Source organism: Neptuniibacter sp. SY11_33, assembly GCF_047778025.1.
Lineage (GTDB): Bacteria > Pseudomonadota > Gammaproteobacteria > Pseudomonadales > Balneatricaceae > Neptuniibacter.
Map to the genome: position 1 here is coordinate 3651489 of NZ_CP180543.1, position 18942 is coordinate 3670430.

Sequence of the window (18942 nt, forward strand, 5' to 3'; positions counted from 1 at the left end):
CCAAGCTGAACTTACTTGCCCAGACCTTGAATGTAGCTAGAAACCGCTTTGATTTCGTCATCGCTTAGCTTAGCCGCAATATCCTGCATCATCTGCTGTGGATCGTTGTTACGTGCGCCTTTAGCAAAATCTTTTAACTGCTTTTCAGTGTATGCAGCGTGCTGACCGCCAATACCTGGGAAACCTGCTTGGCTGTTACCTTCACCTGTTGGTGCGTGACAAGCTGTACAAGCCGCAACGCCTTTATCTGCGATACCTGCGCGGTAGATTTTCTGACCCTGTTCAACAAGATCTTTAGCAGCGTGACCTACAGTACCTGTCTGCTTAGCAAAGTAAGCAGAGATATCAGCAATGTCCTGGTCGCTGTAAGAGTTTAGAAGACCAGTCATTTCTACAACTGTACGCTTACCAGATTTGATATCTTGAAGCTGTTTGATCAGATATTTTTCGTTCTGACCTGCTAGCTTAGGAAAGTTTGCGATTGCACTGTTACCGTCAGCACCGTGACAAGCAGCACACATTGCAGTCATTCCTTTACCTTTAGCAGCATCACCCGCTGCGTGAGCTACACCAGTGATACCAACGGTCACCAGCAAGCTAATCAGTAGTTTATTCATCGATGAACCCAGACTCTTGCTATTAAAATTAGACGGCCATAGGCGTAATGATGAGTCATTAAGCGTTGACCGATGTTATCCTCACTTCCCTGCAGACTAGAGCTTAGGCCTGTTCGCAGGTAAAATTGGCGCAATTATAAACCAATATCCACACAAACTGGAACGGCAATCTCTGTTCCTTTAGTAGCGATTTCTTAAAAAGCGACTTAAAAATATGTCTTCAGATCAAAAAACCGTTCACTACAACACCGCAAAATTTAATAAGAGTGCGGCAAAATTACACCAGTGTCCGGCGGATATAGGCGCAGAAGTCGCTTTCGCAGGCCGCTCAAATGCAGGTAAATCCAGTGCGATTAACACGCTGACCAATAACAACAAATTAGCACGTACTTCGAAAACGCCAGGCCGTACCCAATTGATTAACTTCTTCGATCTGAATATCGAAGGCGTGCGTATTGTCGATCTACCGGGTTATGGCTATGCAAAAGTACCTGTCGCAATGAAGCAGCATTGGCAGCAACACTTGGAAGAGTACTTACAAAAACGCCAATGCCTACAAGGCGTAGTACTTGTAATGGATATTCGTCATCCAATGAAAGAGTTCGATCAGATGATGGTTGATTGGTGTCTAAGTACTGAGATGCCGCTTCATGTACTTCTCACCAAATCCGATAAGCTGAAAAAAGGCCCTGCTCAGTCGACTATGTTGAAGATTCGCAAGGAACTAACTGCCGTTCTAGGCGATCTGGTTACTGTGCAAACCTTCTCTGCGTTGAAGAAACAGAATGTCGATCAGCTAAGACAACGTTTGGATCTATGGTTACTGCCGGAAGATGATTTCGAAGAGGAATTTGAAGGCGAATAACAAAAGAAAGCCCTGGGAAACTTAGGAAGGGGAACTGTCAATTTCTCAGGGCTTTAACGCATGCTTGTTGTAAAGAGCCACAGCCATGGCACGATGAATGTGTAAGTGACTCTTAAAGCTGTGACTCTATATATTTTTAAAAGTTCCCTTTTGTTCAAAAAACATTCAATAATATTTTCTGAACTTAGTGAGCTTGCTCCCAGTTCTCACCTACACCGGCTTCAACCAGTAGTGGAACATCTAGATCGGCCGCACCTGCCATCTGATCTTTCACTTCAGCAACGAAAGCATCTACCTGATCTTCACGTACTTCAAAAACCAATTCATCGTGTACCTGCATAATCATGCGGACATCAAAATCGGACTCGGCTAACCAAGCATCGACCGCCACCATCGCGCGTTTGATGATATCTGCGGCTGTACCCTGCATTGGCGCATTGATCGCAGTACGTTCTGCTGCCTGACGGCGCATCGCATTTTTAGCTTTAATCTCAGGTAGGTACAAACGGCGGCCAAACAGCGTTTCAACGTAACCCTGCTCCTGTGCTTTTGTCCGAATATCATCCATATAATGCTGCACACCCGGATAGGTCTCGAAATAGTGTTCGATATATTGCGCCGCATCTTTACGGGCGATACCTAGCTGTTTCGCTAAACCAAACGCAGACATACCGTAGATCAAACCGAAGTTGATCGCTTTAGCACTGCGACGTTGATCATCAGAGACCTGATCAAGTTCAACTTTGAAAACTTCAGCCGCTGTCGCACGGTGGATATCCGCGCCTTTAGAGAAAGCATCCAGTAGGCCCTGATCCTGAGACAGGTGCGCCATAATACGCAGTTCGATTTGAGAGTAATCGGCAGCAACAACCGTGTAACCTTTTGGAGCGATAAAAGCATGACGAATACGGCGGCCTTCCTGGGTACGCACAGGAATGTTCTGCAGGTTTGGATCTGTTGACGATAGTCGACCTGTTGCGGTCACCGCTTGATGGTAAGAGGTATGGATACGCCCAGTGCTTGGACTAATCATCAGCGGAAGCTTATCGGTGTATGTCGATTTCAGCTTACTCAAACTACGATGTTCAAGAATCAATTTCGGCAATGGGTATTCCAGAGCCAGCTCTTGTAAAACTTCCTCAGCAGTTGATGGCGCGCCTTTGGGCGTCTTTTTGATAACAGGAATACCCTGTTCTTCAAACAAAATCTGCTGCAGCTGTTTTGGTGACGCCAGATTAAACTCTTTCCCAGCAATATCGTAAGCTTCGCGTTCCAGCTCCACCATGCGAGCAGCCAGTTCGATACTTTGCTCACCGAGCATCGACGCATCAACCAAAGCACCGTTGCGTTCGATACGCGACAATACTGGAATCAGCGGCTTCTCAATTTCATTGAAAACTTTGCTTAGCGTTTTATCTTGGCTTAACTGGTTATCGATCGCTTGATGTAGACGCAGGGTGATATCAGCATCTTCCGCTGCATATGGCGCCGCTTGTTCTAGTTCAATCTGGTTGAACGTCAGCTGTTTTTTACCTTTACCGGCAATCTCTTCAAACTTAACCGTTTTCACACCCAGATAACGATCAGCCAAACTGTCCATATCGTGACGCGTAGCAGTGGAGTTCAACACGTAGGATTCCAGCATAGTATCGAACGCTACACCTTTTAGGTCGACATCATAACGAGCCAATACGTTCATATCGTATTTAATATGCTGACCGATCTTTTTGTGATCTTCGCTTTCTAACAGTGGTTTCAGCTTAGTAAGAAGAACATCACGACTAACCTGCTCTGGTGCGCCCATATAATCATGCGCAACAGGCACATAAGCAGCTTTGCCCGGCTCTACAGCAAAGGAAACGCCCACCAGCTCAGCTTCCATATAGTTGAGGCTGGTCGTTTCTGTATCGAAGGCAAAAAGTTCAGCTGTGGATAACTTTTCAATCCAGCTATCTAGATCAGCTTCTGTAAGCACTGCTGTGTATTCAACATCTTTAGGTGCTTCTGGAGTAGATGGTTCTGACGGATCAGCGGCCACTGCGGCACCGCTCTCACCAGATTCCAACTCACGCACCCATGTCTTGAATTCAAATTCTTTGTATAACTCGATTAACTGCTCTTTGTTTGGCTCTGGCTTAACGATCTCTGCGACTTTTTCATGCAGCTCAACGTCGGTTTTAATCGTTGCCAATAGGTAAGATAGATCCGCTTCTTCACGGTTATCTTCTAGTTTCTTCGCCATGGTTTTTGAGCCACGGAAACCAAGATCAGCAATTTTATCTAAGTTTTCGTATAGATCTTTAATACCGCCGATACCTTGCAGCAAAGCCAATGCCGTCTTTTCACCCACGCCCGGAACGCCTGGAATGTTATCGACTTTATCGCCCATCAATGCCAGGTAATCGATGATCAGCTCTGGCGGAATACCAAACTTCTCTTTCACACCCTCAATATCCATGATGGTGTCAGTCATCGTATTGATAAGCGTTACATGTTGATCCACCAACTGCGCCATATCCTTGTCACCTGTAGATATCAGGGTATCGATCCCTTGAGCGCTAGCTTCAAGAGCCATAGTACCGATGACATCATCCGCCTCAACACCCGGCTCTACGATAAGCGGCATACCCAAAGCTTTAACAATGTTGTGAATCGGTTCTACCTGACTACGTAGATCATCCGGCATCGGTGGGCGCTGGGCTTTGTAATCGCTGTAGAGCTCATCACGAAAGGTTTTACCTTTGGCATCAAAGATCACTGCAATTGGGCTTTCTGGATACTGCTTGATCAAGCTTTTCAGCATTGAAGTGACAACTCGGATCGCTCCTGTTGGGATTCCCGCAGAATTTCGCAGGTCAGCCTGTTGTGAAGCAAAAAAAGCACGGTATAAATAAGAGGAACCGTCGACTAAAATTAAAGGAGAGGAGTTGGCTTGCTGCTGTTCGCTCATCAGGAAATCCGGGTTGGTTATTCTTCAAAAACCCGATCATAGTCGATAAGCTCATCTGCCAAAAGAAATCTTGCCCTGAAAGAGGAAAGAATAATGAAAAAGCTACTATTAGCAGCACTACTTGCCGTGACACCTGTAGCTTATGCCGAAGTTCCACCGCTGGTTGATGAAGACGAACCACAGATCACAATCTTCCACGAAGAAGATAAAACCTATTACGAGTATCGCGTAAATGGTCAGCTTCAGGAGATTAAGGTCGTGCCGAAAAACGGTAAAGAATACTATCTGGTTCCAGCACCGGGTGATGGCGCATTTATTCGTCATGAAGAGTCACAAATGCTGATCCCTAAATGGGTGCTGTTCCGCTGGTAAATCCGCAGGAACAAACGAATTCAATTTTACGAAGTGAGTAAAGCGCTTGGCTGTATATACGCAACTTAATGACACTGACTTAACGGCATTCCTTAAAGATTATGATCTGGGAGAGTTAGTCAGTTACAAAGGTATTGATGGTGGTATCGAAAATACCAACTACTTTGTCACCCTAAAAAATGATGGGGTTGAGACGGAGTATGTACTCACTTTGTTTGAAGAGCTTAGCTACGAAGAGCTGCCATACTTTGTCGAGCTATGCCAATGGCTATCGCAGCGAAATATCGCTGTACCTTTTGCCATTCAGGATCGAAATGGTATCGGCCTCAAGCAACTAAAAAAGAAACCTGCTGCGCTACAGCCAAGGTTCTTTGGTGAGCATGTGGGTCAGCAAGAGCTTACACCTGAGCATTGTGCTGCCATCGGTCAAGTCTTAGGCGAGTTCCACGTTGCTGCTGAAGACTTCTATCTTGAGCGCCAAGCGCACCGCGGTGTTTTCTGGTGGCGTAGAGAGAGCGAACTCATTCGTAGTAAATTGCCTGAAGATGATCAGACTCTGCTGCAAGAAGAAGTAGTGCGTTTTGATCAACTTCGCGAGCAGCCGGGCGATATCAAAGCCGGCACAATTCACGGTGATCTGTTCCACGATAATGTGCTGTTCCAAGGAACTGACGTTAGCGCGGTCTTAGATCTCTATAACGCCGCTACCGCCTATCTTCTATTTGATCTAGCGATCGTGGCTAATGATTGGTGCTGCCGCCCTGATGGCTCGATTGATAGTGCACGAGAGCAAGCTCTGCTAACGGCCTATGCTAAAGCCCGCCCTTTTACTCAGGATGAATACAAAGCTTGGCCTGTACTGACTTGTACTGCCGCGATGCGTTTCTGGCTATCTCGTTTGATCCCATGGTTAGATGAAAACAGCGAGCAGAAGCTGAAAGATCCGGAAGAGCTAAAACAGATCCTGATCTATCGCCGTAACAATCCTAGTCAGCTACCTTAATCGCTGATTTCCGATACGAAGACCCCAGACATAGGGTCTTCGTAAATCAACACTGCCCTCTTTTGCTAACACCCGCTATAATCAGCCACTGATTATTTATACAGTGAACAAAAAGCCGCTATGGACGTAACTCACATTATCGATTCTCTGAACGATGCCCAACGCAATGCTGTAACCGCTCCGGTACAAAACTTACTGGTTTTAGCCGGCGCAGGCTCCGGTAAAACCCGCGTATTGGTACACCGAATTGCTTGGTTGATTCAGACAGAAGGAATGTCGCCCTACTCTATTATGGCGGTTACGTTCACCAACAAAGCAGCTAAAGAGATGCGTGGCCGTATTGAGGAGCTATTGGGCATCAATCCTCAAGGTATGTGGGTCGGCACCTTCCACGGTTTGGCCCACCGTATTCTGCGTGCTCACTGGCAGGATGCTGGCTTACCTGAAAACTTCCAGATTATGGACAGCGACGATCAGCTTCGTCTGATTAAACGTTTAGCCAAAGAGATGAATCTGGATGATAAACGTTGGCCGGCTCGCCAATTCCAGTGGTACATAAACGATAAGAAAGATAATGGCCTACGCGCTAAACATATCGAACCACGCCATGATCTGAATGATCGTCAGATGCTGGCAGTGTACGAAGCTTACGAGCAAGCCTGCGAACGTGGCGGCATGATCGACTTTGGCGAGCTTTTGCTGCGCTCTCTTGAACTGTTCCGCGATAAGAACCCAGCTCTACTAGAGCACTATCAAGAGCGCTTCCGCTACATTCTTGTGGACGAGTTCCAAGACACCAACACAATTCAGTACGGCTGGCTGCAACTACTTTGTGGCGGTCAGAAGAAATTAATGGCCGTAGGTGATGATGACCAGTCTATCTACGGCTGGCGTGGCGCGAAGATCGAAAATATCCAGAACCTACCGGTTCACTTCCCGGGTACAGAAACGATCAAACTAGAACAAAACTACCGTTCTACAGAGACGATTCTGCGCGCTGCCAACGAAGTCATCCGCAACAACCAAGGTCGTTTAGGTAAAGAGCTACATACGGAATCGGGCGAAGGCGAGCCAATCTCTTTATATGCCGCCTTCAACGAACAAGACGAAGCGCGCTTTATCGTCGATCAAATCGGAAAATGGGAACAAGAGGGCAATCTCCGTAAAGAGTGCGCGATTCTGTACCGCTCTAATGCCCAGTCCCGAGTACTCGAGGAAGCCTTGATTCGTAGTGGCGTACCCTACCGTATTTACGGTGGCCAACGCTTCTATGAACGCCTTGAAATCAAAAATGCGCTTTCCTATATGCGCCTGCTAAGCAACCGCGACGATGACACCTCAATGGAGCGTGTAATCAATGTACCAACACGCGGTATAGGCACACGAACCATCGAAATTATCCGCGAGCATGCTCGTAGCCAAGCAATATCTATGTGGCGCGCATCCAACGAAATTGTGGAACTGAAAAAACTACCAGCGCGTGCTTCCAATGCCCTACAGGCTTTCTTAGATCTGATTAATCAGATGGCACAAGATACCGAAGATACCCTGCTACACGAACAGACTGAACACGTTATCCAACACTCCGGGCTGATCGAGCACCACAAAAAAGAGAAAGGCGAGAAAGCTCAATCCCGTATCGAAAACTTGGAAGAGCTGGTTACTGCGGCGAAGCAGTTCAACAGCCAGTGGGATGAGTTTCTGGATGAGGAATTCAACTCCCCGCTTGCGGCATTTTTAGACCAAGCAGCGCTAGATGCCGGTGATGCACAAGCAGATGATTACCAAGACAGTGTGCAACTCATGACCCTTCACTCCGCTAAAGGTCTGGAATTCCCACAGGTATTCTTGGCCGGTGTAGAGGAAGGTTTGTTCCCGCATAAGATGTCTATAGAAGAACCGGGGCGTTTAGAAGAAGAACGTCGCCTCTGCTATGTAGGCATTACCCGTGCGATGCAGAAGCTGTTTATCACTTACGCTGAATCACGTCGCTTGCACGGACAAGATAACTACAATCGACCATCCCGTTTTATTGGTGAAATTCCAAACGACTTGATGGAAGAGGTTCGCCTCAACGCTAGTGTTAGCCGTCCAATGACCAGCCGCCATAACGATAACCAAGGCAGTAGCTTATTTGGTAGCAGCTCACTGGGCAGCAGTGATGTCCCAGAAACCAACCTTGCCCTTGGTCAGCGTGTTATGCATAGCAAATTTGGTGAAGGCACTGTGCTTAACTTTGAAGGTTCGGGGCCTAAAGCACGCGTTCAAGTAAATTTTGATTATGAAGGCAGTAAATGGCTAGTGGTTGGCTTTGCTAATCTTACGCCATTATAAGTATCGATTAATTTCCTAACCTTTTTCCGATTAGAGGAAGGCCAATTCCCAAAAGTCACCTTATACTTAAACGGTTGAGGTTTTTAAGGTGACGGATGGGATATGTACAAACTCTGGTGTTTCTTCGCTTTCCTAGTCTTTTCCAGCTCGGCACTTCAAGCCAAGGAAGAGATCACTGTCCCTATCTATGATCAGGAGCGTGCGCCCTTAGCCTTACTTAATGAGGGAGAAGCAAGCGGTATTTATCCTGAGCTTTTCCGCGAGATTCTCAAAGGTGCTGATTTAGAACCGACTCTGGTACCTATTCCTCCCATGCGCCGACGCGTAGGTTTTGAAACCCAGCTTTACCAAGTTTCCTGCTGTGCTAACCCTGCATGGCGCCAACGCCCTCGTGAACAAGAGGTCCAGATTTTCAGCAAACCGTTTTACTGGACCAAAGATATCTTTGTATTTCCAAAAGACAAAGCCTTTCCCATAGATAAATTGTCCGCTCTATCAGATAAACGTGTCGCAACTGTACGTGGGTTTGACTATCGTGGCGCCGAACACTTCGGCGAGCGGATAGATTTTCAAAACGAGATCACTTTAATGAGGGCACTAGCTTTAGGCCGTGCTGATGTTGGTATCGTCAATGAAGATATCTACGACGCTTCTTCACAACGGAATTATCTAGCTAAAGGGCCGATCCACGATGAGGCTAGTCTACATATCAGGATTCATCGAGCGAGGCTTGATCTAGTAGAGCCTATCAACAAATCGATTGAGAACCTGATTCGCAGTGGCAAACGCGATCAGATCATTAAGAAATACTTAAGCCAACACAACGCTATTAGTGCCGTTGTTCCAAACGCTGCTCCCTAAACAATTGCGGCGTAACACCCACCATCCGGCGAAAGAATTTTACGAAGTTCGTTGCTTCACTATAGCCCAACCAATACCCGACCTCTGCCACAGAGGCAGAGCTATGCGCCAACATACGTCTGGCTTCCAAAGCGACACGGCGATCAATCACCACCTTAGCGCTATAACCCTCCACCTGAATGCAGGCACGACTTAAAGTACTCTGGGCGTAACCGAGCTTTTCAGCGTAGAAACGTAAGCTATGCTCAGTCCGGTACTCTTGCTCCAACAGATCGATAAACAATTGATAGGTTTTGCGGGATCGGCTTGTGACCTGATCGGTAACTCTGACCTTATTTTGCCAACGCGCTAAGCGGAGTAGCAGGTTCAATAGTTCATTGTGCAGAAGTGAGATATCTAACTCTGAGCCATCAAACCCTTCAAAATCGCGCTTTAAGCGTGAAATCGATTGCCGAATATCCTGCTGTAAAAGCTCGGTCAGTAGCGTGCAATTTTGCCAATCTTGCAGAGCTAACAGATCCACACCTTTAGATTTCACCCTTTCATCATTCGGTAATGCTGCAGGATCAATCAGCACGACCTCCGCTTGCAAATCGCGATAATCCTGCCACTCCTGAACCTGCCCTGGTCGCACAAACAAAAGAGTGCCCGGCCTCAGGTCATAATCGATAAAGTCGATGCAATGCTGCCCTTGCCCCTTGGTCACCAGAATCAGCATATAAAACTCTAAGCGCTCAGGCACAGTCGGCAACTTCTGATAGAGATCTGAGAACGAGATAGTTTCAACCCCAAGAGCCGCTAGGCGTTTGTTCTCAAAAAAGGTGTGTTTAATCTTTTGCATCTAAACCAGCCTAAAATATCCATCGGCCATCGAATTTAACTACGGACTGCTAGCTTAACAATTCCCATGCAACAAAAGTATTGGTCACTTTTTCACCATGTAGTATTCAGCTAATACCTATCCCAAACCAAGCCCTGTTACTTTGATAAGTATTGAGCAGCCATTCAAATAAAAAAGCCCAAACAAGGGAGCCCAATACAATGCAAAGCAAAAAGATTCTGATGATTACCGGTGATTTCACCGAAGATTATGAAACGATGGTGCCGTTCCAAACTCTATTAACGGTTGGTCACCATGTAGATGCAGTATGCCCAGAGAAAGTAAGCGGTGATACGGTTGCAACAGCGATTCATGACTTCGAAGGTGACCAAACCTACACCGAAAAGCGCGGCCATAACTTCACCCTAAACGCGACATTTGCAGATATTAATGTCGAAGATTATGACGCATTGGTAATCCCAGGTGGTCGAGCACCAGAATACCTACGTTTAAACCAAGAAGTGATCGAGATGGTACGCCACTTCTTTAAAGAGAACAAACCCGTCGCTGCAATCTGCCACGGTGCACAATTGCTATCTGCTGCGGGCGTTCTAGAAGGTAAGTCTTGCTCTGCATACCCTGCATGCGCACCAGAGATCAATCAATCTGGTGGTACTTACACTGATATTCCACTGGATGCAGCCGTGACTGATGGCAATCTGGTCACAGCGCCTGCATGGCCGGCACATCCTGCTTGGTTAGCACAGTTTATGGTTTTGCTAACTATGTAATAGAATTAGCGCAAGCTGCTTTCTCCCCAAACCTGAACCCGAAAGCAGCTTGTCGCTACCTATACAGTCAAATCAGTGGAGAGAGCTATGTGCAAACTGTTTATTAATGCCGAACCAGAACTTTGGAAAAGCAGCACCCGCTCAATCCGTATTGACGGTATGGTTACCAGCGTACGTCTGGAAAACTATTTTTGGACGACCCTGACAGCGATCGCAGAACGGGATGATCTAAATATTCCGCAGATGCTGACCCGCCTCTATCACGAATCTATCGATGCCGGTCACGACTTAGGCAACTTCACTTCATTCCTACGAGTTTGTTGTATGCGCTACCTTGCGTTGCAACTGTCGGGCGATATCCCAACGAATGAAACTGTGGCGATCAGCTCCCTCGATGCTGATGCGATTTTAAGTAACGAAATCGAAAAGCGTCACTAAACCTTTATGACTATCGGACTCGGCGCTCAAGGGTTTGAGATCGCGATCTATATTGCCAATCGACCACCGATTGAGCCCTACCCTGTTCTCGATCATCTGCGCCCACTTACTGAGGGTGAGATCAAACATATTGCGGATAAAACCGGTAATCACTGGCGTAAAATTTTTAATGTCAGCGCTAAGTTTCTGTTTGAGCTACAAAACGACGAAGAGTTTAAGACTTGGCAGGCACTGCGCGATCAGTCGCTGTATCAGGCAGAAAGCCCAATGGCATTGCTGTTTTCAAAGCCAGATTTATCAGAGCCAAACCGTATTCATATCATTGCTGGAAAAACCTACGCCCAAGCACTCGGGCTAGAAAACTTGCTCTGGTTAGATCCGTACTTTGCGATAGATAAAGACAACAAAGTGATCATTTGCCCCTACTTAGATTACCGCCAGTTGAGTAATGCTAGAATCAGTCAGTTGGTTGGGTTGGTAAAAAACCTAAGTACTTAAAACGATTAAAGCCCTGAATAATCAGGGCTTATTGTCTCGCAGATCTAAGATATTACTTAATTCAGAGTCGGATTCTGAATCTTTTCCCAGTTCATATTAAATGTTTGCTGATTAGCACCAGCAGCAGTTGGGTTATCTTCAGTCATGCGATTGATTTCAGCCGCTTGCTGAAGCGATGGAGGTAAAATCACAGTGTCGATCACATGGATAATACCATTGCTAGCATCCACATCTGTTGCAACTACAGTCGCCTGATTGATCATCACATTCGCACCCGCCACGCTAATCGCAATATTTTCGCCTTGTAGTGAAGGTGCTGCACTTAAACCCATCGCAGTTTTAGCATCCACTTTTCCGGCGACTACATGATAGGTAAGTACCGCTTGTAGATCTTTTTTGTTCTCAGGCTTTAACAAATCAGCCAAAGTTTCTTCTGGCAGTTTGGCAAACGCTTCATTGGTTGGCGCAAACACAGTATATGGGCCATCGCCTTGTAGGGCACCGACTAGGTCAGCAGCTTTTAACGCCGTCACTAAGGTAGAGAAGCTCTCATTACCCGCAGCGACATCGACAATATCTTTCTTCATTGAGTAGGAACCTGCGGTCGCCATTAATGGTACAGCTAGTAGAAAGCAGGCCAGTGTTTTTATAATTTTCATTGTTGTTCTCCTCGCGTTTATTCCTTAAGCAGGCCCTCTACTGCCTTAATGAGATTTTGCTTAAGTACATCGTAATCAGTGCTACGGAGGTTTTTGAAAGGCAGATCAAAAAACGTACAACAAAATCTTCTTTTTCTGTTTTTATGCCTGTGAATAGAATATTCTTATTTTTAATCGCTTCACTTAACTTCCTGATATTGCGATAAATTTAAAAAGGTTTTTATGCTTCATCGCATCTGGCTAAGTTTTTTTCTAATTGCTTTTAGCGCGGCCCTCTATCAGTGGCTCTGGCTAGATGATTCCGCAGTATTCCAACGTTTGGTTCAGTCCACCTTTGATATGTCCAAACTATCAGTTGAACTCTCCATTGGCTTGATCGGAACTCTGGCTTTTTGGCTTGGCATTATGAAACTGGCGGAAAGCTCTGGGCTTGTGGATAAGTTTTCACGGGGGATAAGTCCACTTTTCTGTCGCTTGATGCCGGAAGTTCCAAAAGGTCACCCAGCTATGGGCTCTATGACCATGAACCTCTCAGCTAATGTTCTAGGGTTAGATAACGCCGCCACGCCCCTAGGTTTAAAGGCAATGCGTGATCTGCAGAGCTTAAACCCGCATAAAGATACCGCGACTAATGCCCAGATTTTGTTTCTGGTACTGAACACCTCCTCGGTAACGCTATTCCCGATCACCGTGTTTCTCTATCGAGCCCAGCAAGGTGCCAGTGATCCTACGTCGGTCTTTATCCCTATTCTAATTGCGACCTGTTGCTCGACACTTGCTGGCTTATTGGCCGTAAGTTTTGTGCAAAATATCCGTTTATGGGAAAGAGTCACACTGCTCTATATCGGTGGATTTGTCGCCTTGTTACTCGCTTTTATCGGCTATTTCACGACACTAACGATCGACGAGCTTCAACGGCAATCATCGCTGGTGGGTAACTTAATGATCTTCTCAGCGATTATTGGCTTTCTCTGTATCGCCCACTTTAAAGGGGTAAATATCTACGAAACCTTTATTGATGGTGCCAAAGAGGGGTTTGAAGTCGCGATTAAAATTATTCCTTACCTACTCGCCATGCTGGTGGCGATTGGCGTACTCAGGGAAAGTGGCGCGTTAGAGGGTTTTATCTGGTTACTGCGTGAAGGCTTTGCCAGCTTTGGTGCTGATACTCGCTTCGTTGATGCGCTTCCCACGGCAATCATGAAGCCGTTTTCCGGCTCTGGTGCCCGGGCAATGATGCTGGAAACCATGAATACCCATGGTGTCGATTCTTTCGCGGCTTACCTGGCCTCGGTTGTCCAAGGCTCAACTGAAACCACCTTCTATGTACTGGCAGTATATTTTGGTGCGGTTGGAATTCGCCATACCCGTCATGCCATCGCTTGCGGTCTTACTGCAGATCTAGCCGGGATTATTGCCGCTATTACTGTGGGTTACTGGTTCTTTGGTTAATATTTCTAGTAAAGAAGAAAACGAGAATAAGAACACTTATCTACGCTATACCTCGGGCATAAATACCCGTCATGCTATCGCTTGTGGTCTTACTGCAGATCTAGCCGGGATTATTGCCGCAATTACTGTGGGTTACTGGTTCTTCGGTTAATACTGCGAGTACAGCAGAAAACTAGAGTTTGAACACCTACAGGCATCATACCTCGGGCATAAATACCCGTCATGCCATCGCTTGCGGTCTTACTGCAGATCTAGCCGGGATTATTGCCGCTATTACTGTGGGTTACTGGTTCTTTGGTTAATAAACCAACCTACAAAGAAGCACCATCAATCAGTTCATAAGGTAGCGCCAACACATCCACACCATCGACACAGCCTAGATGCACGCGGTAATGACCGGGTTTACGTAAGGTTTGATGGAAAGTGTAGATACCGCATTGCTTACAAAAATGATGTTTGGCGATATGGGTCGCGAATTCATAAGTTGCCAAGGAATCATCCAATACCTGAATATCGATATCGCTAGGGTCAACCACAAAGTTACCCATCATGGCACCTTTCTTCTGGCAGATAGAGCAGTTGCAACGCACACCTTCGACAATCTCTGGGGCATGAAAACTGAATCTAACGTTGCCGCAATGACAACTGCCTTGATATACCGGCATAGCACTCGCCTCCACTTGGTTTAAGCAAAGGTCCGAGACGGATGTTAACTCTCGCCTATTAACAGACTACTATCCACTTCAGTCTGACCTATGCTGTTATAAATGACATCATGGCTCATGGCATCAATATCAAAGGCTTGCAACGTTGCCGGTGCAGAAGTACCTGCATATCCGACCGCTTCGGCAGCAACCGTTTCACCAAACACTAAAGATAAAACGGTAAAGCCAAAGGCTTGTTTTTCTGAGGTCGACAGTTGCGGCCAAGCGCTGTGATAAGCCTGCCAAATCGCTGGCGCCTGACTTAAACCTTGCTGGGTACCCAACGAAAACTCCGCGAAGTGTCGAGCGATATAGCGCTCAACTGCGAGCATCGAGTCCTGATCCAGTAAGTTAGGTAAGTGCAACTCTGCTAAGCAGAATTTTAACGCCGCTTCATACGCGTCTAAGCAAGATCGGCGAAAAACAAAGTCATTTGCCTGCACAATCACACTGTCAGTTTCAGATAGTTGTTCGTATATAGGTAACGGATCTGCGTGAGCCATATGTAACATCCTTGTTGTTATGGTTGATCTTAGAGGTAACTATAGCCGCTTATATTGCAACCGCCAGATCACGGATATGTCCATGGCCATCAATGGCGACTTGCACACATTCGGTTTCGGTCACTTTTCGTAGTTCGGTGCCATCGGGGCAACAACCCCAAGCTTCTACGTGGATACGCAAAGAACTGCGGCCACTTTCAATTAATTGAGTGTAGAAGGACATAATAGTTCCCTCTAGCACGGGTGATAAAAATGCCATCTGCCCAACCGATACTGTAGAGACTCGGCCCTTAGATAATTTTGCCGCATAAATCTCGGCTGCCTGTACTATTTTAGCGGACACCCAACCACCATAAACATCGCCAAACATATTGGTAGCATCGCTTGAAGCCGGCAGAAGTAAACTTAATTCACCTGCTGGCTGATGACTATTATCCTCGACATGCTCCATGGGATTTCCCCTCCTTTACTGCCATCCCCACTCCTTAGGGTAATGATAGAAACTGTGAATTTTGTATTTATTAGTCAGCTTACTCTAATACAAAAGACTAATAGCCTGAATATATACAACGTAAAAATTCTTTTCCCAATGTCACACTTTTGTCATTTAAGAAAATTATAGTGTTCGCATCTTAACTCATATATCTAATTTTAAGACTCTTTGGAGCCTATACATGAAACCAATGAAAAAGCTGCTTGCTGCTGTTGCTATCTCTGCAACTTGTGTAGCTGCAAACGCATCTGACCTGCTAGACAAGAACCTACCAGTTTACTCTAAGGCTTCTGGTGTTTCTGGTAACCTTTCTTCTGTAGGTTCCGACACACTAGCTAACCTAATGACGCTTTGGGCTGAAGAATTCAAGCGTAACTACCCGAACGTTAACATTCAGATTCAAGCGGCTGGTTCTTCTACTGCGCCACCAGCACTAACTGAAGGCACTTCTAACATCGGTCCTATGTCTCGTAAGATGAAGGACAAAGAGATCGCTGCATTCGAGAAGAAGTTTGGTTACAAGCCAACGCCTGTTGCTGTAGCAATCGATGCACTAGCAGTGTTCGTACACAAAGATAACCCAGTTGAAGGTCTATCTATCAGCCAGGTTGACGCTATCTTCTCTTCTACTCGTAAGTGTGGCGCTGCTGCAGACGCTAAAACTTGGGGTGATGTTGGTGTAGCAGGTTCCCTATCTGACAAGAGCATCCAATTGTTCGGTCGTAACTCAGTATCTGGTACTTACGGCTACTTCAAGAAGAAAGCTCTATGTAAAGGCGACTTCAAGAACAACGTAAACGAGCAGCCAGGTTCTGCATCTGTAGTACAGTCTGTATCTACTTCTCTTAATGCACTAGGTTACTCTGGTATCGGTTACAAAACTGCATCTGTACGTGCACTACCTCTTACTAAGAAAGATGGCGGCGCATTCGTAGCAGCAACTCCTGAAAACGCGCTAAACGGCAAATACCCACTTGCTCGTTCTCTATACGTATACGTAAACAAGAAGCCAGGTCAGCCTCTAGCTCCTCTAGAGAAAGAGTTCCTGAAAATGGTTATGTCTAAAGTAGGTCAGGAAGTAGTAGTTAAAGACGGCTACATCCCACTACCAGCGGCAGTTGTAGCGAAGCAGATGAAAGCGCTAGGCATGTAATATGTCTTAATCATCTGATCTTAGGAAAAAGGGGGCCATTTTGGCCCCCTTTTTTCGTTTATGACAGTCACTGTAATACAGATGTAACAAACTTTTCATATTGTATGCGCCGTCTTCTTAGTAAACTTCCGAGACCTATGTGCCATGAGTACAGAAAACACTGCAACGTCCGACCTGGATTTTAATACCGCGTCGGCCAAGCGACACAGAAACATACGTGCGTTGAAGGATAAACTTGCTTCAGGTGGTATCGCATTTGGTGGTATCAGCGTTATTGTTGCAATCCTTCTGATCTTCTTTTATCTACTTTATGAAGTAGCACCACTGTTCGAATCTGCCAGCATTGAACCTTGGCAGAAAAATGGACAGGAAATTGCTCCTTACACTGTTCCCGGTGGCGGCAAGACACTTTATCTGACAATGGAAGAACAAACAGAGATCGCTCTGCGTGTTACAGACCTTGGTCAGTTGGTGTTTTTTAACAGCCGTAACGGTGACGTAATCAAAACAGAAACTGCCAATATTCCAGAAGGAGCAACTGTAAGCAGCTTTGCTCTAGCGTCTGAATATAGCGGCATTTTCGCATTGGGTTACAGCAACGGTCAGGCGCAGGTCTTCAAACATAAATATCGTTCTACATACCCTGATGGCGTACGTATTATCACACCAGAAGTGGAATACCCACTGGGTTCAGAACTAATTCAGGTAAGCGACTCACCACTTGAGCTACTTGCAATCAATGGTGAAGAGGAAGAATGGACACTCATCGGTGGTCAGGCAGCAAACATCGCTGCGACTGAAGTATCCCTAACCGAGAACCTGATTACTGAGGAAGTAGAAGCGGAAACTAACCGCATTACACTTCCTAATATGAACATCCCAGCTGAGAAACTACTGCTGATGCCGGATCGTCGTTGGATGATGATCTCTGGTGAAGGCGGCAAGTTGGGCATCGTTGATATGCAAGCAGACGGAGGCCCTAAAGTTACTCAGCTACTCGAGACGACCAAAAACAAGATCACCTCTTTTGAGCTACTAATCGGTGGTAATTCCCTACTTATCTCCGACGATAAAGGTGTTACTTCACAATGGTTCTTGGTTCGTAACGAAAAAGGCGAATGGCTAATGCGCCAAATTCGCAGCTTCGAAAACGGTACCTCACCTATCAGCAGCATCTCTATTGAGCACCGCCGCAAAGGTTTTGTAACGGTTTCGGATCAAGGGGTTATCGATTTCTACAGCACAACAGCATCACGTAACTCACTTACAGCTGCCGTTGCTCAAGGCAATGTAGATATGATCGCTCTATCACCTCGTTCTAACGCACTGTTGGTAGAACAGGATGGTAAGTTAGCGCTTTGGGCGGTTCACAACGAACACCCAGAGATCTCTTGGAGCGCATTGTGGGAGAAAGTTTGGTACGAAGGGTACCAAGAGCCAGAATTCACATGGCAGTCTTCCGCTTCTACCAACGACTTCGAGCCTAAATACAGCCTGATGCCACTCGCATTCGGTACGTTGAAAGCGGCATTCTACGCAATGCTTCTAGGTACTCCGCTAGCGATCTGCGGTGCGATCTACACGGCTTACTTCATGGTGCCGTCTATGCGCCGGAAGGTAAAACCTTTTATCGAATTGATGGAAGCACTACCGACCGTAATCTTGGGCTTCCTAGCAGGTCTATGGTTAGCGCCATTTATGGAGGTAAACCTAGCGGGGATATTTGTCACCCTACTGGTCGTACCTGCCGCCATTATCGCGTTCGCTTATGCATGGGCATGTGCACCTAAAACGCTTCGCTACTTAGTACCAGATGGCTGGGACGCAGCGCTACTGATCCCTGTTGTGATCATCGCAACCATGTTCAGCTTCTGGGTTGCTCCAGGGTTAGAACAAGTGTTGTTCGGTACAGAAATGCGTTACTGGGTAACTCAAGAGCTAGGCATTCCTTACGACCAGCGTAACGCGCTAGTGGTAGGTATCGCGATGGGCTTTGCAGTTATCCCAACCATCTTCTCTATCACTGAAGATGCGATCTTCGCCGTACCAAAACACCTGTCTTACGGTTCCCTAGCACTGGGTGCTACACCATGGCAGACACTGGTACGCGTAGTAATGCCAACAGCGAGCCCAGGTATCTTCTCTGCAGTTATGATCGGTATGGGTCGTGCTGTAGGTGAAACCATGATCGTACTGATGGCAACAGGTAACACGCCAATCATGGACGTGAATATCTTTGAGGGTATGCGAACTCTGGCTGCAAACATTGCAGTAGAGATGCCGGAATCTGAAGTTGGTAGTACCCACTTCCGTATTCTATTCCTGGCAGCGTTCGTACTGTTCTTGTTCACTTTCTTCGTAAACACCGTGGCGGAAGTTGTACGTCAGCGTTTACGTAAGAAGTACGGCTCTCTGTAATTTGTGCCTGA

Annotated in this window: 19 protein-coding genes; 12 read left to right on the forward strand and 7 right to left on the reverse strand. The window is 46.4% G+C overall.

The window, feature by feature from the left end:
* Positions 1–11: 11 nt before the first annotated feature.
* Positions 12–617 carry a c-type cytochrome gene (locus ACMXYV_RS17385; RefSeq protein WP_415882867.1) on the reverse strand — a complete coding sequence of 202 codons (606 nt, stop codon included), beginning with the start codon at positions 615–617 and terminating at the stop codon, positions 12–14.
* Between the two features lie 214 nt (positions 618–831).
* Between ACMXYV_RS17385 and yihA the strand changes: the two genes are divergently transcribed.
* A complete protein-coding gene (gene yihA / locus ACMXYV_RS17390) occupies positions 832–1482 on the forward strand; it encodes a ribosome biogenesis GTP-binding protein YihA/YsxC (protein ID WP_415889656.1) in 651 nt (216 codons plus the stop codon).
* A 184-nt stretch (positions 1483–1666) separates the two neighbouring features.
* Here yihA and polA read toward each other — a convergent pair whose 3' ends face one another.
* Positions 1667–4432 carry a DNA polymerase I gene (gene polA / locus ACMXYV_RS17395; RefSeq protein WP_415889657.1) on the reverse strand — a complete coding sequence of 922 codons (2766 nt, stop codon included), beginning with the start codon at positions 4430–4432 and terminating at the stop codon, positions 1667–1669.
* A 93-nt stretch (positions 4433–4525) separates the two neighbouring features.
* On the opposite strand from polA, the gene ACMXYV_RS17400 reads away from it, so the two are divergent.
* From ACMXYV_RS17400 to ACMXYV_RS17415, 4 genes are all read left to right on the forward strand, one after another.
* Entirely contained in the window at positions 4526–4804 is a 279-nt protein-coding gene (locus ACMXYV_RS17400) for a DUF2782 domain-containing protein (RefSeq protein ID WP_415889658.1), read from the forward strand.
* 46 nt (positions 4805–4850) lie between these two features.
* Positions 4851–5807: a homoserine kinase gene (locus ACMXYV_RS17405; RefSeq protein ID WP_415889659.1), complete on the forward strand. Its 957-nt coding sequence runs from the start codon at positions 4851–4853 to the stop codon at positions 5805–5807.
* A gap of 120 nt (positions 5808–5927) precedes the next feature.
* Entirely contained in the window at positions 5928–8141 is a 2214-nt protein-coding gene (gene uvrD / locus ACMXYV_RS17410; protein WP_415889660.1) for a DNA helicase II, read from the forward strand.
* A gap of 102 nt (positions 8142–8243) precedes the next feature.
* Positions 8244–9002, forward strand: coding sequence for a substrate-binding periplasmic protein (locus ACMXYV_RS17415; protein ID WP_415889661.1), 759 nt, complete (start codon positions 8244–8246; stop codon positions 9000–9002).
* On the opposite strand, the gene ACMXYV_RS17420 is transcribed toward ACMXYV_RS17415, so the two are convergent.
* Entirely contained in the window at positions 8971–9843 is an 873-nt protein-coding gene (locus ACMXYV_RS17420) for an AraC family transcriptional regulator (protein WP_415889662.1), read from the reverse strand. The genes ACMXYV_RS17415 and ACMXYV_RS17420 overlap by 32 nt on opposite strands.
* Positions 9844–10043: 200 nt before the next feature.
* Here ACMXYV_RS17420 and ACMXYV_RS17425 point away from each other — a divergent pair, with 200 nt between their 5' ends.
* The 3 genes from ACMXYV_RS17425 to ACMXYV_RS17435 all read left to right on the forward strand — a co-directional run bounded on the left by ACMXYV_RS17425 (position 10044) and on the right by ACMXYV_RS17435 (position 11549).
* A complete protein-coding gene (locus tag ACMXYV_RS17425) occupies positions 10044–10613 on the forward strand; it encodes a DJ-1/PfpI family protein (protein WP_415889663.1) in 570 nt (189 codons plus the stop codon).
* 87 nt (positions 10614–10700) lie between these two features.
* Entirely contained in the window at positions 10701–11051 is a 351-nt protein-coding gene (locus tag ACMXYV_RS17430; RefSeq protein WP_415882879.1) for a ribbon-helix-helix domain-containing protein, read from the forward strand.
* 6 nt (positions 11052–11057) lie between these two features.
* On the forward strand, positions 11058–11549 hold the full coding sequence (locus ACMXYV_RS17435; RefSeq protein ID WP_415889664.1) for a DUF6942 family protein: 492 nt from the start codon (positions 11058–11060) through the stop codon (positions 11547–11549).
* Between the two features lie 56 nt (positions 11550–11605).
* On the opposite strand, the gene ACMXYV_RS17440 is transcribed toward ACMXYV_RS17435, so the two are convergent.
* The gene (locus tag ACMXYV_RS17440; RefSeq protein WP_415889665.1) at positions 11606–12208 is read right to left on the reverse strand and encodes a fasciclin domain-containing protein; all 603 of its coding nucleotides are present in this window, start codon (positions 12206–12208) and stop codon (positions 11606–11608) included.
* A gap of 222 nt (positions 12209–12430) precedes the next feature.
* On the opposite strand from ACMXYV_RS17440, the gene ACMXYV_RS17445 reads away from it, so the two are divergent.
* Both ACMXYV_RS17445 and ACMXYV_RS17450 read left to right on the forward strand, forming a co-directional pair.
* The gene (locus tag ACMXYV_RS17445) at positions 12431–13660 is read left to right on the forward strand and encodes a nucleoside recognition domain-containing protein (protein WP_415889666.1); all 1230 of its coding nucleotides are present in this window, start codon (positions 12431–12433) and stop codon (positions 13658–13660) included.
* On the forward strand, positions 13653–13811 hold the full coding sequence (locus ACMXYV_RS17450; protein ID WP_415889667.1) for a hypothetical protein: 159 nt from the start codon (positions 13653–13655) through the stop codon (positions 13809–13811). Before ACMXYV_RS17445 ends, ACMXYV_RS17450 begins: the two co-directional genes overlap by 8 nt.
* Before the next feature lie 160 nt (positions 13812–13971).
* Here the strand turns inward: ACMXYV_RS17450 and ACMXYV_RS17455 are convergent, their stop codons facing one another.
* From ACMXYV_RS17455 to ACMXYV_RS17465, 3 genes are read right to left on the reverse strand one after another with little or no spacing between them, the layout of a single operon-like run.
* Entirely contained in the window at positions 13972–14325 is a 354-nt protein-coding gene (locus tag ACMXYV_RS17455; protein WP_415889668.1) for a GFA family protein, read from the reverse strand.
* Positions 14326–14369: 44 nt separating this feature from the next.
* Positions 14370–14867 (reverse strand): hypothetical protein, encoded by a 498-nt coding sequence (locus ACMXYV_RS17460; protein WP_415889669.1) that lies wholly within the window; start codon positions 14865–14867, stop codon positions 14370–14372.
* A 49-nt stretch (positions 14868–14916) separates the two neighbouring features.
* On the reverse strand, positions 14917–15318 hold the full coding sequence (locus ACMXYV_RS17465) for an acyl-CoA thioesterase (protein ID WP_415889670.1): 402 nt from the start codon (positions 15316–15318) through the stop codon (positions 14917–14919).
* 223 nt (positions 15319–15541) lie between these two features.
* On the opposite strand from ACMXYV_RS17465, the gene ACMXYV_RS17470 reads away from it, so the two are divergent.
* Positions 15542–16513 (forward strand): PstS family phosphate ABC transporter substrate-binding protein, encoded by a 972-nt coding sequence (locus ACMXYV_RS17470; protein WP_415889671.1) that lies wholly within the window; start codon positions 15542–15544, stop codon positions 16511–16513.
* A gap of 144 nt (positions 16514–16657) precedes the next feature.
* A complete protein-coding gene (locus ACMXYV_RS17475) occupies positions 16658–18931 on the forward strand; it encodes an ABC transporter permease subunit (RefSeq protein ID WP_415889672.1) in 2274 nt (757 codons plus the stop codon).
* Positions 18932–18942 lie beyond the last annotated feature (11 nt).